Source organism: Xanthomonas sontii, from assembly GCF_040529055.1.
GTDB classification, from domain to species: Bacteria; Pseudomonadota; Gammaproteobacteria; order Xanthomonadales; family Xanthomonadaceae; genus Xanthomonas_A; species Xanthomonas_A sontii.
The window spans coordinates 1,835,449-1,850,527 of the sequence record NZ_CP132342.1; the positions used below are offsets into that span (position 1 = coordinate 1,835,449).

The following is a 15,079-nucleotide window of genomic DNA, read 5'->3' on the forward strand; positions in this document are numbered from 1 at the left end:
GCATCGGGACCGCGGTGCGGCGCCGGACGCGGCGCTAGCGCGGCAGTCGCGCGGCCAGTTTGCCCAGCCGCCGCATTGCATCTTCCAGCGTCTCGCTCCACGGCTGGCCGCAGCTCAGCCGCAGGTGGTCGGCGTAGTCGCCGCGGCTGGAGAACAGGTGCCCGGGCGAGGTGCCGATGCCGGCGGCGAGAGCGGCCTCGAACAGCGCCTGGCCGCTGCCGGCGTCGGCCAGTTGCAGCCACAGCGACAGGCCGCCGGCCGGGTCGCCGATACGGGTACCGGCCGGCCAGTGCCGCAGCACCGCCTCGCGCAGGCGCTGGCCGTTGTCGGCCAGGGTGCGGCGCAGCTTGCGCAGGTGGCGTTCCAGGTCGTGCCGCTGCAGGTAGTCGGCCAGGGCCAGTTGCGGCAGGCTGGCGCCGCCGATGGTGGAGAAGTACTTGGCGCGCACCAGCGCATCGGTCCAGGCGCCGCCGAGCAGCCAGCCCACGCGCAGGCCGGGCGCCAGCACCTTGGAGAAGGCGCCGCAGGTGATCACGTTGCCGTGGATGTCGAAATGGCGCAGCGGCCGTGGGCGCTGCCCCGACCAGTCGAGTTCGCCGTAGATGTCGTCCTCGATCACCACCGTGCCGTGGCGCGCGCAACTGTCCAGCACGGCGCGCTTGGCGGCATCGGGGGTGAGGCTGCCCAGCGGGTTGTTGAAGTTCGGCACCAGCACCGCGGCGCGCGCCGGCGTGCGCTGCAGCAGTGCGTCCAGGCGTGCGGCGTCGATGCCCTGGCCGGGCCGGTTCGGGACCTCCAGCACCTTCAGGCGCAGCGCCGCCACCGCCTGCAGGATGCCGTGGTAGGTCGGGGTCTCGACCAGCACCACGTCGCCAGGGGCGGTGAGCGTGCGCAGCCCCAGGCTGATCGCCTCCATCGCGCCGGCGGTCACCACCACCTCGTCGGCGGCAACGACCGTGGCGCAGTGCGCGTAGCGCTGCGCGATCTGCCGGCGCAGCGCGGCGTGGCCCTGCGGCGGTGCGTAGTCCAGCGCGGCGCTGCGCTGGCGGCGCAACTGCCGCGCCAGCGCGCTGGCCAGGTGCGCGCCGGGCAGCAGCGCCGCCGCCGGCGTGGCGGTGTGCAGTGGCACCAGATCCGAGCGCGCGAGCATGTCCAGCACGCCTTGCAGCGCGGGATTGGCGACTGCGCCCGGGGCGCGCCGGCGGGTTGCGGCGCTTGCGCTGGTCGGTGGCGTCGTCGCCGCGGCGCGCACGAAGTAGCCGGAGCGCGGGCGCGCCTGCACCCGGCCTTCGCGTTCCAGTTGCAGGCAGGCCTGCACCGCGGTGGCGGCGCTGATGCCGTGGCCGGCGGCCAGTTGCCGGATCGACGGCAGGCGCTCGCCGGCACGCAGCGTGCCCTGCGCGATCTGTTCGCGCAGCTGGCTGGCGAGGGCTTCGTACAGGCGCATGCGGCGGCCTCATCTGTATCGGTCGATTTGCAGCGTATCTGACTCTGTGCTGGTCGCCCACCCCGGCGCACACTGGCCCTGTCCTTCCCCATTCCCGAGGCCGCGCGTGCAACTGCCGCTGTTCATCGTCGATGCGTTCACCACGGTGCGGTTCCGCGGCAACCCGGCCGCGGTGGTGCCGCTGCAGGCGTGGTTGCCGGAGGCGCTGATGCAGGCCATCGCCAGCGAGAACAATCTGTCGGAGACCGCGTTCTTCGTGCGCGAGGCCGATGGCGCGTTCGCGATCCGTTGGTTCTCGCCGCTGCGCGAAGTGGGGTTCTGCGGCCATGCGACGCTGGCCAGCGCCTTCGTCGTCGCCACCCAGGGCCTGGCGCCACTGCCGTTGCGGTTCCGCGCCGCGGCGGTCGGCGAACTGGCGGTGGATCGCGAGGCCGACGGGCGCTTCGTCCTGCGCTTTCCGAACCAGGCGCCGACCGCGTTGGCGGCGGTGCCGCAGGCGCTCGCGCAGGCGTTGTCGATCGCGCCGCAGGCGGCATACCGCAACGACCAGGCCTACATCGCCGTGTACGCGGATGAAGCCCAGGTGCGCGCGGTGGTGCCGGACCTGGCGCGGATGCTGGCGCTGGCACCGCGCGATGTCGCGGTCACCGCGCCCGGCCGCGAGCACGATTTCGTCTCGCGTTATTTCTGGCCGGCCAACGGTGGCGCCGAGGATCCGGTGACCGGCTCGATCCATGCCGCGCTGGCGCCGCTGTGGGCGCAGCGCCTGGGCAAGTACGACCTGCGTGCGTGGCAGGCGTCTGCGCGCGGCGGCGAACTGGACTGCCGGGTGCTGCCGGACCACGTGCAGGTGCGTGGCGCGGCGGTGCAGTACCTGCACGGGACGATCGCGTTATGAGCGCGGTGCACGCAGCGCCTGCGGGCGCGTCACGGCGGGCACTGTGGCAGTTGCTGCTGGCCGAGGTGCTGATCGGCTCGGTCGGCGTGTTCGTGCACGAGAGCGGCCAGGATCCGGTGACCGCGGTGTTCTACCGCTGCCTGTTCGGCGCGCTGTTCCTGACCGGGTGCGGCCTGCTCGGCGGGCAGTTGCGCGGCCTGTGGCGCGAGCGCGCGCTGTTGCGCGACGCGGCGCTCAGCGGGGTGTTGCTGGTGCTCAACTGGGTGGCGCTGTTCGCCGGCATGGCGCGTTCGTCGATCGGCGTGGCGACCATGGTCTACCACGTGTTCCCGTTCGTCATGCTGATCCTGGCGGCGTTGCTGCAGGGCGAGCGCAGCCGCCGTTCCGACCTGGGCTGGACCCTGCTGGCCTTCGTCGGCGTGGCCTGTTCGGCGGACCCGCTGCGGCTGTGGTCCAGCGCCGACCGCGGCTACCTGGGCGGGATCGCGTTGACCCTGCTGGGCGCGCTGCTGTGCGGCGCGTCGTTGCTGATGTCGCGGCGGATCAGCCGCGAGCGGCCGCTGGCGGTGGTGACCGTGCAGTGCTGGGTCGGTGCGGCGATGCTGGCCGGCTTCTCCAGCGGCGCCGCGCTGCACCCCGGCCGCCACTGGTTCTGGCTGGTCGGCCTGGGGGTGATCCACAGCGGCGTGGTGTATGTGCTGTTCTACAGCGCCTACCGGCACCTGCACGTGGCGGCGATCGCAGTCGTGGCCTTCGTCTACCCGCTGGTGACGCTGCTGCTGGACTACCTGCTGTACGGCCACCGGCTGGTGCCGGTGCAGTGGCTGGGCCTGGCGCTGATCGTGCTGGGCACGCTGGCGGTCAATCTGCGCTGGTCCTGGCCACGCCGGGCGGTGGTGGCGTCCTAGCAGCGGCGCAGCAGACGCATCGGCCACCGCAGCGCGGCGGCCGTGCCGTTCGGCTCAGCGCACGTCGCGCAGTTCCCAGCCGCTGCCGGCGAGCAGGCGCAGGCGCTGCTTGAGGATGTCGCCGGGGATGCTGGTGGTCGCGGACAGGTCGATGCGCAGATCGTCCTGGCGGCCGGTCACCCGTGCTGCCGGATCGGTCACGCCCAGCGCCGGATCGACCTCGTCCGGCTCCGGCTGCATGGCGCGCCAGCGCTCGAACCAGGCCGGGTCGCTGAGGGCGGCCTGCAGCTGTTCGGCGAAGGCGTCGGCGCCGTGCGCGGAGAAGCTCAGCGACGGGTTGCTGCCGCGGGCACGGGCGGGATCGGGCAGGCTGATCGAGTAGGTCACGGCCATGGGCATCTCTTGTGGGCGGTACGAAGCGGCGCAGCCTAGCAGAGCCGGCGGCGACCCGCCGTCGACGCGGCCAGCGGGCGATCAGCCGAAGTGCAGCGCCTCCCCGGCGAAGCCCAGCACCAGCGCACCCTTGCCGACGTTGACCATGCCGGTCAGGCTCATCACGCTTTCCTGCAGCTCCACACCGTGGCCGTCGCAGGCCTGGCGCAGCGCCGCGTAGCCGGGCAGGGCGCGCAGTTCCGCCAGCTCGCCGCCATAGCTCAGGCACAGCGTGGGCGTCATCAACCCGGCGGCCACGCGCTTGGCGGCCAGGCCGAACAGGGTCTGCACGGCGTGGTCGAAGCCCTTGAGCTTGGCCACCGGCGCGGTCTCGCCACGGTGGCAGTGCAGCACCGGCTTGATGTCCAGGGCCGAACCGAGCGCGGCGCTGAGCAGGCCGACGCTGCGGTCGCCCTTGCTGCGCGCGCGGCTGCGCAGGTAGTACAGGTCGCGCGCGATCATGTAGCCATGGGTGTGCTCGGTCAGCGTCTCCAGCCGCTCGCGGATGGCCTGCACGCCGGCACCGTCGGCACGCAACCGCACCGCCTCGACCGCGATCACCGCCTGTGCGGCGAACAGGTTCCCGGTGTCGATCACGCGCAGCGCGAACGGCGAGGCGTGGCCGGCTGCCTGACGGATCGGCTTGTAGTCGTTGAGGATGGCGAAGCCGGCCTGCTGCGCGTGCTCGTGGATCGGGCTGCGGGTCTTGGCGATGGTCAGGCAGAACACGTGGTCGTAGTCGATGACCAGCCGGCTCAGGAACAGCTCGCGGATCTGCGCCACGCTGTACGGCACGGTCTCGGCTTCGGCGCCGTGCGCGCTGACCTGTGCGTGCAGGAACTCCAGCGTCGCCGCTTCGTCGCGGCGATCGGCCAGGACGGTGCCGCCGAGGCGCACGCTGATCGGCAACACCACCAGGTCGTGCTGGGCGATGTAGTCCTGCGGCAGATCGCAGGCGGAATCTACGACGATGCCGATGCGCATCCGCTGAAGCTCCAGTGATTGGGGAGATCGATGGACATGGCGACCGCTCAGGCGTTGCGCTGCACCGCGACCGGCAGCGCGCTCAGGCGCGCCATGTCGCCGCGCTGCAGCAGTTGCGGGTCGGCCAGCACCGCGCGCATCAGCGGGTGCGCGTCGTTGCCCCACAGCAGGGTGTCGTCGATCTGCAGGGTCGGCACGCCGAACACGCCGGCCGCCAGCGCCTGTTCGGTGTTGGCGCGCAGTTGCGCCTTGACCTGCGCATCGGCGGTGGCCGCGGCCACGTCGGCGATCCCCAATGCCTGGCCGACCGGCGCCAGGGCCGCGGCGGCGTCGCCCGCGTGGCCATCGCGCCACAGCCAGTCGAAGAGCGCATCGATGGCCTGCGGCGTGGTGCCGGCGGCGATGCACAGGCGCAGCGCCGTCAGCGGGTTGAACGGATGTGCCGGTGGGAAGCGCAGCGGCACGCCTTGCTGCTGCGCCTGCCACTGCACGAAGCGATAGGTGAACTCGCGCTTGTGCGGCACCTCGGCCGGCCCGCGCGTCTGCAGCTGCGCCAGCACCGCGCCGAACACGATCGGCACCGGCTGGATCCGCGAGAACTCCGGCAGCGCTTTCACCTGCTGCCAGTGCAGATAGGAAAACGGCGAGATGAAATCGAAATACCAGCGCAACGTCATCGTGCTTCTCCGCAATGACCGATCAGCTTAGCGCGACCTCGCGCGCGCCGCGACTGCGTACATCGGCATGCTGCAGTGCGAGATGTCGCCGCCGACCGTTCGCCCGGCGACCGCAATGCGTAGACGATGCCGTGGCGGAAATCTCGCTGGCACGCGATATCTGTGAAGCGCCGCGCGGCCGTGGCCTGGATCGCGGTAGCGCTATTGCGCTGGCGCATGGCATGCGAGGGTCTTGTCATAGCTCGTGGTACGCGCACCTTGCTAGCGTCCGCCGCGGCAGTAGATTCGCTGCCCCTGCACGCTCAGGAGAGACCGCCATGCACGCTTCCGCTTCCGTTTCCGCCGCTGCTTCGCCGCGCCTTCCCGCCACGGTCGTCAGGTCGCCGCGCGGCTGGGCGCGGACCCTGCGCGCGTTGTTCGCCACCGCCCTGCTCGCCATCGCGCCGATGGCGCTGGCCGGGCCGTACCAGGTGTACGGCAACCAGTACGCCTGGGTGAACAACTTCAACGACCCCAACAACGTCATCCAGGGCACGTTCCACAGCGGCAGCACGCCGAGTATGACCGTGACCTTCAATTTCCCCAACGCCAGCCTGTACGGCTATCCGGCGATCCTGCGCGGCTCGCACTACGGCTTCAATCCCACTGCCGACCGCACCTTCCCGCGGCAGGTCTCGGCGCTGCGGTCCTTGCCGGCGACCTTCGCGTACTCGTCCGGCGGCAGCAACCTGGCCGGCGACTTCGCCTACGACCTGTTCTTCCGCTGGGACAGCACGGTGTCCTCCAGCGCGATCCCGCAGGCCGAAGTGATGATCTGGGGCGGCCACAACTCGTATCCGATCGGCACGCTCACCGCCAGCAATGTCATCAGCGCCGGCGGCTACACCTTCGATCTGTGGGAAGGCATGAACAGCGCCGCCGGCTACTACGTCTACACCTTCATTCCGCACAACACCGCCGGCCAGCCGACTCTGCCGAGCAACGGCAATCTCAACATCGACATCAAACCGTTCCTGAGCTGGCTGCATACCCATCGCGCGCAGGACGGACGCTTCAGCAACGCGATGTACCTGCACGTGGTCGAGGCCGGTTTCGAGGTGGTGCGCGGCAACGGCTGGGCCTGGATCCAGGCCAATATCGGCGCCAACTGACGGCACCGCACGGGCGCCGCCGTTCCTGCCTGGCTCAGCGCGGCGGCGCCTTGCACAGTGCCGTGTTGTGCCAGGCGGCGCGGGCGATCGGCAGGAACCCGTCGGCATCGCTGGGCGGCAGGCTGTTGCGCACGTCCTCGGCACCGCTGCCGGCGCGTTCCAGCACCGGTGCCAGCGTGCGCAGGCAACCGGCGCGGTCGCCCAGGTGATACTGGGTCAGCGCCAGATCGGTGCGGACCTGCGCGGCGTCCAGCCAGAACAGGGTCTTGCCGCAGCCGTCCAGCAGCGCGGCCAGAGTGCGTTCGGCATTGGCGTAGTCCTTGGCCTGGTACTGGCGCAGGAAGCGCGCGCGGGTGGCCTCCGCCGCCTCGGGCACGCAGGCCGGCGCGGCGCGTCGGTAGTCGCCTTCGAACCAGGCGCGTGCGCCGCAGTAGTCGCGGCAGGTGTCGGGGGTGAGCGCCTCGACCCGGATGGCGTCGCCCTCGGCGTGCAGGCGGGTGCGGCACAGCGACGCGGGATCGTCGTCGTGCGCGCGGGTGAAGCCGAGTTCGCCCTGCAGCGTGCCGTCCAGCGCACAGGTATGGCCGTTGGCGCCGGTGACGTCGAGCGAGAAGCCCAGACCGTCGGCGTCGCGCGCCACGTCGAGGCGGTCGCCGCCATCGGCGAGATAGACGCCGGGTGTGGGCGGCGCGGCGCCGGCGCCGCAGGCGAGGGCCAGCAGCGCCAGCGGCAGCAGGCGCTGGAGGGACAGCGAACCGCGCATCGGGATGTCTCCGTCGGGCCAGGGGCGCAGCGTAGCAGCGTGGCGACGTCCTCGCCGGCGCGTGTGGCGCGTCTGCCCGCAGCGCCTCACGGCGCGAGCCATTGCACGCTGTCGAAGACGATGCCCGGGCCGAGGAACCCGTTGTCCGGCGAGCCCGAGGCGACGTCGATGTCCAGCGTGTTGAGGCCGGCCTGCAGCGCGCTGGCCGGAATGTCGAACAGATAGACGTCGTTGTTGCCGCGGTAGGTGCCGCGGGTGATGCCGCGGCTGTCCGGCTGCTCCGGCCGCGGCGGCACGGGTCCGCTCCAGCGATCGTTCACCCGCAGCTGCGGACGGCCGCCGGCCTGGGTCAGGGGGACGAACAGCCGCAGGCGGTAGGCGTGGACCTGGTCCGGCCCGAGCACGAAGGCGATGCGCGTGGGCGTGTTGACGCCGCGCCATTGCGCTGCGGGGAATGCGTCGAGAGAGTCGTGGCCCACGCGATAGGTCAGCGGTCCCCATGGCGCCATGCGCCGGTCGGAGGGATGCGCGCGCGCCAGCAACGCGGCGTTGCGGAAACCGGCCGGCGTGCCATCGGGATCGCCGATCTGCCAGATCACCTGGCCGGGCAGCGGGACCGCATGCAGGGCGGCCTGCGCGGTGGCTGCGGCTGCGATCTGCACGGTGTCGTGGGCCACCTCCAGCTCGTTCTGGTACAGCGCGATACGGTACGCGCCGGGGCGGATGCCGGCGATGCGGAAGCGGCCGTCGGCATCGGCCCTGGTCCAGTACTGTGCCTGCGCGTTGCGCAGGGCGACCACCGCGGGTTGCCCCGCGGCGATGCCGGAGACCTGGCCGGTCACCGCACCGCGCTCCGTGGCGCCCAGGAAGCCTTGCAAGCCCAGCGACGCGTCGATGAAGCGCAGGTCCGGCGGCACCTGCGCTGCCGCGCTGCCGCGGCTGAACTGCAGCACGTACACCCCGTGCAGGCCGCCGCGGTACGGCTCGGTCTGGGTGTGGTTGGAGAACATGTAGTTGTACAGCTCGTGGGTGCGCGCGGTCCGCTGCGTGGCGATGTCCTTGAAGAACGGCCCGCCCGCGCTGTGCTCGCGATCGCCCATCCACATCCGCACCGCGAGGCCGGGACCGCTGACGCCATGCACGCTGTCGTCGATCGCGCGCCGTGCCGAGTAGAACTTGGAGCTGGTGCGGCCGTCCGGCAGCAGGAATACGTCCTTGCCTTCGATCGCGGTGCCGATGTTGGAATCCGGCTCGCGCTCGGCGTCGGGCAGCTTGGTTGCGTCGAGGCGGGCGATGAAGCGCAGTTCGCCGACCGGCAGCAGAGTCGGCGCGCAGGTGGCCATGTAGAGCGCGTCGCGACCCTTGCGCGCCATGTAGTACTGCACCAGGTCGCCGGCGCTGGCCGAGACCACGATGGTGTCGCCGACAGTGCGTGCGGCGACGCGGGCGCTGCCCAGGCCCGAGGCGATCTGCGAGTGCTTGGCTTCCGGACTCTCCAGTTCGACGCCGCGGTAGCGCAGGGAGACCACGTCGCCGGTGCGCGCGTCCACGCTGAACTGCAGATCGGCGCCGCTGTCGACGACGAAGCGCTCGCCGACCCTGGCGACGCCGAAATCGGCTGCGTCTGCCAGCGCGGGTGCAGCGGCGTACAGGGCGAGGCAGCACAGCAGCAGGCGAAGCAAGCAGGGCATGGCGGCGCGGGCGACGGCAGCGAGGCGCACAGCCTACTGCGCGCGGACGCGGACGCGGACGCGATGCCGTTTCCGCGCGGCGGTGGGGCAGCGCTCAGGTGCGCATTGCGGGGCGTCGCCACCGGCGGGACGGCATCGTCAGTGCGATGCCGTCCCGGTGTGCTCGACGCGGTTTAGTGCGTGTACGCCTTCGGCAGTGCGCCGCTTTGCTGCATGTAGCGGTCGCGCAGTTCGGTCTGCCGCGAGCGCATCGGGATGGCGCGGCCGCCCAGCCAGACCTGCTCGGCGTAGTGCGCCACGTCCAGCGGGTCGCCTTCCCACAGCACCAGGTCGGCGAGCTTGCCCGGGGCGATGCTGCCCAGGCGGTCGCCCACGCCGAAGGCCTCGGCCGGAACCCGGGTCAGGCCGGCCAGGGCGGCGTCCCACGGCAGCCCGTGTGCGACCGCGTTGCCGGCCAGTTGCCGCTGCTTGCGCGCGTTGTGCGCGCCGTCGCCGCCCTGAGTGAAGCTCACCGCCACGCCGGCGGCGTCGAGGCGCGCGGCGTTCTCCAGGGTGGCACCGATCTGGTCGAAGCTGGCCGGCAGGTCGTCCAGCGCGTTGACGAACACCGGCACCTGCGCCTTCGCCAGTTCCGGCGCCAGCTTCCAGGCCTCGTCGCCGCCGGCGATGGCGATGCGCACCTTCTCGCGCTGTGCCCAACGCAGCAGCTGGCGGATGTCGGCCGCGCGGTTCACCGTCACCACGATGCGGCCCTGGCCGGCGAGGTAGCGCGCCAGCACCGCGCGTCCGGCCGGGGTCAGCAGCGCATGCGGCGAGTCGGCGGGCATGCGCCCGCGCGCTTCGGCAACCAGTTGGTCGAGCAGCATCCACTGCGCCGCGCGCGATTTGCCGCTCAGCTCCAGCGCATCGCTGCCCAGGTGCAGGTACAGCGCGCGCGGGCCGATCGGGTCGGCGCCGCCGTCCAGGCGCATCACCGCGCCCTGGCCGGCGACGAAGGCGCCGCCGGTGTTGGCGCCGAGCGCGGTGAAGCCGATGCCTTCCACCCGTGCGACCGGGATCAGCACCGATTCGGGGTTGTAGGCCAGGGTCACGTCGAACTCCGGGCGCATCGGCTGGTCGTGCGGCAGGGTCAGCGTGCTGTCGACGGTGGAGGCCTCGCCGGAGACCTCCTCGATGCCGATCTCGGTGATGCCGCCGAACAGCGCCGGGGTCAGCGGCCGGCCCTTGGCCTCGACCACGGCGACGCCGGCCGGCGCGCTCAGGCCGGGGCCGACCGCGCGGATCACGCCGCCCTGGACCAGTACGTCGGCATTGGCGAGGGTGCCGCGGGCGCTGGCGGTGTGCACGGTGGCGCCGCGGATCAGCACGTCCTGGGCGAACCCGGGCGCGCTGCCCAGCAGCAGGCAGGCGGCCAGGGCCAGGCGCTGCGCCAGGCGGTGGGGCGAGGGTAGGACGCGGCTCATCGGGCAGCCTCCTGGCCGAGCATGAAGTCGGAGGTCGGTTGCAGGCGGCGGTCGGTGCGGTCGTAGACCTGCGCGCCGTCGATGTAGACCTTGTCAGCCAGGGCGTAGGAGCTGAAGGGGTTGCCGTTCCACAGCACCACGTCGGCCATCTTGCCCGGCTCCAGCGAACCGGTCTGCTTGTCGATGCCCAGCGCCTTGGCCGGGTTGCTGGTCAGCCAGCGGATCGCGCGTTCGGGCGGGATGTCGATGCCGGCGCGGCGGCCGGCGGCCATCGCCTTGGCCGCTTCCTGGTTGAGCCGCTGGATGCCTTCCTCCGAATCCGAGTGCACGATCGCGCAGCCGTTGGCGGGGCGGTCGACCAGGGCGATGTTCTCCTGGATGCCGTCGAAGGCCTCCATCTTGAAGCCCCACCAGTCCGCCCACAGCGCGCCGCAGACATTTTCCTGGGCCAGGCGGTCGGCGATCTTGTAGGCCTCCACACCGTGGTGGAAGGCGGCGATCTTGAAGCCGAACTCCTTGGCCAGGTCGAGCATGGTGGTCATCTCGTCGGCGCGGTAGCAGTGGATGTGCACGCGGATGTCGCCGTTGATGGCGCCGGCCAGCGTATCCAGCTTGAGGTCGCGCTTGCCGCCGCTGTCGCCGCTGCTGTCGTTGTCGCCGGCGCCGCGGCTCCACCAGTGGCGCTTGGGCGGGCTCTTCTGCTTCGGCGCGTTCTTGCGCAGGTATTCGCTGGCGTCGATGAAGGCGGCGCGGTAGCCGGCGACGTTGCCCATGCGCGTGGACGGGCCGCCCTTCTCGCCGTAGACCCGCTTGGGGTTCTCGCCGCAGGCCATCTTCAGGCCCCACGGCGCGCCCGGGAACTTCATCGCCTGGTAGGTGGTGGCCGGCACGTTCTTCAACGTGACGCCGCGGCCGCCGACCAGATTGGCCGAGCCGGGCAGCACCTGCAGCGCGGTGACGCCGCCGGCCAGCGCGGTGCCGAAGCCGGGATCCTGCGGCCAGATCGAATGCTCGGCCCACACGTTCGGGGTCACCGGTGCGGTCGCCTCGTTGCCGTCGCTGTGCGCGCTGACGCCCGGGCTGGGATACACGCCCAGGTGCGAGTGCACGTCGATGATGCCGGGCGTCACCCACTTGCCGTGGCCGTCGATGCGGGTGGCGTTGGCCGGCGCGGCCAGCGCGCGGCCGACCGCCTGCACGCGGCCGTCCTGCAGCAGCACGTCGGCATCGTCCAGGCGCTCGCCGGTGCCGGTGAGCACGGTGGCGTGTTCGATCAGCACCGGCACCGACGCCAGCGCGCGATAGGTGCTGGGATAGGGATCGTCGACGAAACGCGAGGCCGCGGCGGCCGGGCCGCACAACGCCACGCCCAGGCAGGCGAGCAACAGATGACGCATCGAATTTTCCCCGGAAGATGAATCCGGCCCTTGCGGCCGTGCCCGCACGCTAGCCCGAGCCGGCGCGCTTGCCAAGTGCGGGTGCGGCATCGGCATGCCTTGCTGCACCGAATCGCGACGCGGAACCTGTTATGCAGCGCGATTCTCGCCCATGGACACCGCAATGACCGACACCCCTGCGCGCGCCGTCGTGGATTTCTGGCGCAGTGCCGGCCGCGAACGCTGGTTCGCCGCCAACGACTCCTTCGACGCCAATGTCCGCCAGCACCTGCTGGAGGCGCATCACGCCGCCGCGCGCGGCGAACGCAGCGACTGGCTGACCGACGCCGAAGGCGCGTTGGCGCTGCTGCTGTTGCTCGACCAGGTGCCGCGCAACGTGTTCCGCGGCAGCGCGCACGCCTTCGCCACCGACGGCCTTGCGTGCCGCTATGCCGACCAGGCGCTGGCGGCAGGGTTCGACCAGGAGACTGACGCGGAACTGCGGATGTTCTTCTATCTGCCCTACACGCATGCCGAGGACGCGGCGCGGCAGCGCCAGGCGGTGGAGCTGTTCAGCGCGCTCGGCGATGCGGAGTCGCTGCAGTGGGCGGTGGTGCACGAAGACGTGATCCAGCGTTTCGGTCGTTTCCCGCACCGCAATGTGGCCCTGGGGCGCACGACCACAGCCGAAGAGCAGGCGTTCCTGGATGCGGGTGGGTTTGCCGGGTGAGGGAGGGGGCCTGCGCGTTCGCTGCGTCATGGCAGCGAAGCAAGTGGCGCATCGGATGTCATTGCAGTCGGGACTGAAGTCCCTCCCACAGGGCGACATCAGGCTGCTGGCGCGGCCGCCAGCATTCGCCTGGTACGCGCACTGGAGACAAGGAATGCGCTTCTTGTGGGAGCGGCTTCAGCCGCGATGAGCGAAGCCATCGGGCGTATTCGACCTCATTGCAGTCGGGACTGAAGGGCACCTCGAACAACCTACCACGACCTGGAGCCAGGAGTAGCATCTGTCGCAACGGCACCAGAGCGGCGCCTGATCGTGGTGGTTGGGAGGCTGAGGTGGCCGCTGGGCTACCTCAGCCGATCACGCTGGCACCATGGCCCGCTCCTGTAGCCGTGCCAGCCGCATCACGTTATGGCTGGCGACCTTCAGCCCGATCACCACCTTTGCCCGCGCCAAGCCGATGCAGCGTACGAACTTGCCGCCTTGTTGGGCCAAGCGCGCAAACGGGTGCTCGCCGAACACCCGATCCTTGGCAATTCGACGGTTCCGGCGCTTTGCTGCCTCGCTCAAGGGCTTGCGCGCATGCCCTTGATGTTGGATCGCGGGGCGGTAACCACGCCTTTTCAGGTCTGCTTCCCGCGCTGCATCGGCATACCCGCTATCGGCCCATACCGTGCGGCCGGTGTTGTCCGGGTCCAGCACCTGCTCGAAGTGACGGCTGTCGTGCACGTTGGCCGCGCTCACGTCGTAGCGGCGGATGAAGCCCCAGCGACGATCCGTGCTGGCGTGCAGCTTGTAGCCGTAGAACGCCACCCCATGCTTCCTGGTCCAACGTGCCTGCATATCCTTCTGCGCACGCTTGGCATCGCTCCAGTCCTGGCCGACGTCATCGCCCTGCTTGATCTGCGCGTTCTCTTCGCGCGTGTTGCGCTGGATCGGAGCGCTGACGATGCTGGCGTCGATGATCTGACCGCCGCGGGCAATGAACCCGGCACGTTGCAATTGCTCACCGATCGCCGCGCTGATGTCGCCCATCAGATCCTTGGTCTTGAGCCGTTCGCGCCACACCCAGATCGTCTTGGCGTCGGGCACCTTGCCGCTGTGTTCCAGTCCGAGGAATTGCTGGAAGCTGCGCCGATCCAGCACCTGGTACTCCAGCGCATCGTCGGAGAGGTTGTACAACTGCTGCAACAGCAGCAGCTTGATCATCACCTGCGTCGGCCATGCCGGACGGCCACCGCGCTTGCCAGTACCCAAGCACAGCTTCGCGTCTACGGCGTGAGCAATCCCGGCAAAGTCGATATGCCGTGACAGCAGAGCCAGAGGATCGCCGATCTGCTGCCGCTTGGCTTCGCGTTCGTGGCCGGCAAACAGGCTGATCATCGTGGCGTCCTCGGCGTGTTCTCCAGACCAATGATGCCAAAGGCGGGGTTTTTAGAGGTGCCCTGAAGTCCCTCCCACAGGAGGTCGCCGGAGTTCATGTTGCCCCCAGCACGCCAAGCTCCTACGTGTTTGCGCCCCTGTGCCGATCGCGGCGCGCGGGCACAAAAAAGGGCGATCGCTCGATCGCCCTTTCGGCACGTCCGCACGGGACGCAACCCACGAGGTGCCTGACTCAGTACTTCGGCACGCTTCCGTCCACCTGGTCGGTCCAGGCGTCGATGCCGCCGACCACGTTGTGCACCTTCGTGAAGCCCAGCGAACGGAAGTGCTCGGCCGCCTGCGCGCTGCGGCCGCCGCGGTGGCACAGGAAGGCGAGCGCGGTGTCCTTCGGCAGCGCTTCCAGTTGCGCGCGCTGCTCGCCGTCGAGGGTGCGGAACGGCACGTTGACCGCCGCCACCGCGCGCTCTTCCGGCGGACGCACGTCCACCAGGAGCAGGCCACCGGCGCGTACCTGGTCGTCGGCGTCGCGCGGGCTGAGGTCCTGCACCGGCTTGGGCGCATTGGGATTGTCGATGGCCAGGCCGCGGCCGCGGATGTCGTCCACCCAGTCGATGGTGATGCCGTCGGCGCGGCGCGCGCTGCCCAGGTCGAACTGCACGCGCAGGCCGTTGGACTCGGCAGCGATGGCGTTGGGATCGGTCGGCGCCAGCTGGAAGTTCGGCTGGAACTGCGCGTCGATCGCCAGCGCCAGGCTCGCGCCCGGGGCGTCGGCCAGCGCGCCGCGCAGCATCTCGGCGGCGGCGTCGGTGATGGTGATCGACGGTGGCGTGCGGTCCGGCGCGGCCACGCCGAGCAGTTCGCTCAGCTCGCCGCTGCCGGCCATCTGCAGGATGATGTCGCTGCCGCCGATCAGCTCGCCGTCCACGTACAGCTGCGGGATGGTCGGCCAGTCGCCGTAGACCTTGATGCCCTCGCGGATGTCCTGGTCGGCCAGCACGTTGACGTGGGCGAAGTCGACGCCCAGCTCGTTCAGCGCGCCCACCGCCTTGGCGGAGAACCCGCACTGCGGCATGCTCGGCTGGCCTTTCATGAACAGCACGACGCGGTTGGAGCTGAGCAGCGTTTCAATACGGGAGCGCAGGGCGGGGTCGAGGGACATGGCAGGCAGTCGTCGCAGAG

Annotated in this window: 14 protein-coding genes; 4 read left to right on the plus strand and 10 right to left on the minus strand. The window is 70.7% G+C overall.

Annotation, left to right across the window (positions count from 1 at the left end; translation table 11 throughout):
• Window positions 1-34: 34 nt before the first annotated feature.
• A complete protein-coding gene (locus RAB70_RS07795; RefSeq protein WP_148828316.1) occupies window positions 35-1,447 on the minus strand; it encodes a PLP-dependent aminotransferase family protein in 1,413 nt (470 codons plus the stop codon).
• 106 nt (window positions 1,448-1,553) lie between these two features.
• Here RAB70_RS07795 and RAB70_RS07800 point away from each other — a divergent pair, with 106 nt between their 5' ends.
• Together RAB70_RS07800 and RAB70_RS07805 are read left to right on the plus strand one after the other, a co-directional pair.
• Window positions 1,554-2,345 (plus strand): PhzF family phenazine biosynthesis protein, encoded by a 792-nt coding sequence (locus tag RAB70_RS07800; protein WP_148828315.1) that lies wholly within the window; start codon window positions 1,554-1,556, stop codon window positions 2,343-2,345.
• Window positions 2,342-3,253: a DMT family transporter gene (locus tag RAB70_RS07805; protein ID WP_148828314.1), complete on the plus strand. Its 912-nt coding sequence runs from the start codon at window positions 2,342-2,344 to the stop codon at window positions 3,251-3,253. Before RAB70_RS07800 ends, RAB70_RS07805 begins: the two co-directional genes overlap by 4 nt.
• A gap of 54 nt (window positions 3,254-3,307) precedes the next feature.
• Here the strand turns inward: RAB70_RS07805 and RAB70_RS07810 are convergent, their stop codons facing one another.
• From RAB70_RS07810 to RAB70_RS07820, 3 genes are all read right to left on the minus strand, one after another.
• Window positions 3,308-3,646 carry a hypothetical protein gene (locus tag RAB70_RS07810; RefSeq protein ID WP_017913202.1) on the minus strand — a complete coding sequence of 113 codons (339 nt, stop codon included), beginning with the start codon at window positions 3,644-3,646 and terminating at the stop codon, window positions 3,308-3,310.
• A gap of 81 nt (window positions 3,647-3,727) precedes the next feature.
• Window positions 3,728-4,669, minus strand: coding sequence for a DegV family protein (locus tag RAB70_RS07815; protein WP_148828313.1), 942 nt, complete (start codon window positions 4,667-4,669; stop codon window positions 3,728-3,730).
• Window positions 4,670-4,716: 47 nt separating this feature from the next.
• Window positions 4,717-5,346: a 2-hydroxychromene-2-carboxylate isomerase gene (locus RAB70_RS07820; RefSeq protein ID WP_148828312.1), complete on the minus strand. Its 630-nt coding sequence runs from the start codon at window positions 5,344-5,346 to the stop codon at window positions 4,717-4,719.
• A 317-nt stretch (window positions 5,347-5,663) separates the two neighbouring features.
• Between RAB70_RS07820 and RAB70_RS07825 the strand changes: the two genes are divergently transcribed.
• Window positions 5,664-6,497 carry a GH12 family glycosyl hydrolase domain-containing protein gene (locus RAB70_RS07825; protein WP_026144748.1) on the plus strand — a complete coding sequence of 278 codons (834 nt, stop codon included), beginning with the start codon at window positions 5,664-5,666 and terminating at the stop codon, window positions 6,495-6,497.
• A gap of 34 nt (window positions 6,498-6,531) precedes the next feature.
• On the opposite strand, the gene RAB70_RS07830 is transcribed toward RAB70_RS07825, so the two are convergent.
• The 4 genes from RAB70_RS07830 to RAB70_RS07845 form a co-directional block, all read right to left on the minus strand.
• Window positions 6,532-7,260: a hypothetical protein gene (locus RAB70_RS07830; RefSeq protein WP_148828311.1), complete on the minus strand. Its 729-nt coding sequence runs from the start codon at window positions 7,258-7,260 to the stop codon at window positions 6,532-6,534.
• 86 nt (window positions 7,261-7,346) lie between these two features.
• On the minus strand, window positions 7,347-8,951 hold the full coding sequence (locus RAB70_RS07835) for a rhamnogalacturonan lyase B N-terminal domain-containing protein (protein ID WP_148828310.1): 1,605 nt from the start codon (window positions 8,949-8,951) through the stop codon (window positions 7,347-7,349).
• 173 nt (window positions 8,952-9,124) lie between these two features.
• A complete protein-coding gene (locus RAB70_RS07840) occupies window positions 9,125-10,414 on the minus strand; it encodes an amidohydrolase family protein (protein ID WP_148828309.1) in 1,290 nt (429 codons plus the stop codon).
• Complete coding sequence (locus RAB70_RS07845; protein WP_148828308.1) at window positions 10,411-11,811, minus strand: amidohydrolase; 1,401 nt, start codon at window positions 11,809-11,811, stop codon at window positions 10,411-10,413. Before RAB70_RS07845 ends, RAB70_RS07840 begins: the two co-directional genes overlap by 4 nt.
• 163 nt (window positions 11,812-11,974) lie before the next feature.
• On the opposite strand from RAB70_RS07845, the gene RAB70_RS07850 reads away from it, so the two are divergent.
• Window positions 11,975-12,520, plus strand: a complete 546-nt coding sequence (locus RAB70_RS07850) for a DUF924 family protein (protein ID WP_148828307.1) — start codon at window positions 11,975-11,977, stop codon at window positions 12,518-12,520.
• 357 nt (window positions 12,521-12,877) lie between these two features.
• Here the strand turns inward: RAB70_RS07850 and RAB70_RS07855 are convergent, their stop codons facing one another.
• Window positions 12,878-13,900 (minus strand): IS5 family transposase, encoded by a 1,023-nt coding sequence (locus RAB70_RS07855; protein ID WP_267113250.1) that lies wholly within the window; start codon window positions 13,898-13,900, stop codon window positions 12,878-12,880.
• A gap of 232 nt (window positions 13,901-14,132) precedes the next feature.
• A complete protein-coding gene (gene grxD / locus RAB70_RS07860) occupies window positions 14,133-15,059 on the minus strand; it encodes a Grx4 family monothiol glutaredoxin (RefSeq protein WP_043094779.1) in 927 nt (308 codons plus the stop codon).
• Window positions 15,060-15,079: the final 20 nt, after the last annotated feature.

Excerpts from the sequence above, each read along its gene's own strand:
- RAB70_RS07795 (WP_148828316.1), bottom strand. The coding sequence starts at position 1,447 with ATGCGCCTGTACGAAGCCCTCGCCAGCCAGCTGCGCGAACAGATCGCG.
- RAB70_RS07805 (WP_148828314.1), top strand. The coding sequence starts at position 2,342 with ATGAGCGCGGTGCACGCAGCGCCTGCGGGCGCGTCACGGCGGGCACTG.
- RAB70_RS07810 (WP_017913202.1), bottom strand. The coding sequence starts at position 3,646 with ATGGCCGTGACCTACTCGATCAGCCTGCCCGATCCCGCCCGTGCCCGC.
- RAB70_RS07815 (WP_148828313.1), bottom strand. The coding sequence starts at position 4,669 with ATGCGCATCGGCATCGTCGTAGATTCCGCCTGCGATCTGCCGCAGGAC.
- RAB70_RS07820 (WP_148828312.1), bottom strand. The coding sequence starts at position 5,346 with ATGACGTTGCGCTGGTATTTCGATTTCATCTCGCCGTTTTCCTATCTG.
- RAB70_RS07825 (WP_026144748.1), top strand. The coding sequence starts at position 5,664 with ATGCACGCTTCCGCTTCCGTTTCCGCCGCTGCTTCGCCGCGCCTTCCC.
- RAB70_RS07830 (WP_148828311.1), bottom strand. The coding sequence starts at position 7,260 with ATGCGCGGTTCGCTGTCCCTCCAGCGCCTGCTGCCGCTGGCGCTGCTG.
- RAB70_RS07835 (WP_148828310.1), bottom strand. The coding sequence starts at position 8,951 with ATGCCCTGCTTGCTTCGCCTGCTGCTGTGCTGCCTCGCCCTGTACGCC.
- RAB70_RS07840 (WP_148828309.1), bottom strand. The coding sequence starts at position 10,414 with ATGAGCCGCGTCCTACCCTCGCCCCACCGCCTGGCGCAGCGCCTGGCC.
- RAB70_RS07845 (WP_148828308.1), bottom strand. The coding sequence starts at position 11,811 with ATGCGTCATCTGTTGCTCGCCTGCCTGGGCGTGGCGTTGTGCGGCCCG.
- RAB70_RS07850 (WP_148828307.1), top strand. The coding sequence starts at position 11,975 with ATGACCGACACCCCTGCGCGCGCCGTCGTGGATTTCTGGCGCAGTGCC.
- RAB70_RS07855 (WP_267113250.1), bottom strand. The coding sequence starts at position 13,900 with ATGATCAGCCTGTTTGCCGGCCACGAACGCGAAGCCAAGCGGCAGCAG.
- grxD (WP_043094779.1), bottom strand. The coding sequence starts at position 15,059 with ATGTCCCTCGACCCCGCCCTGCGCTCCCGTATTGAAACGCTGCTCAGC.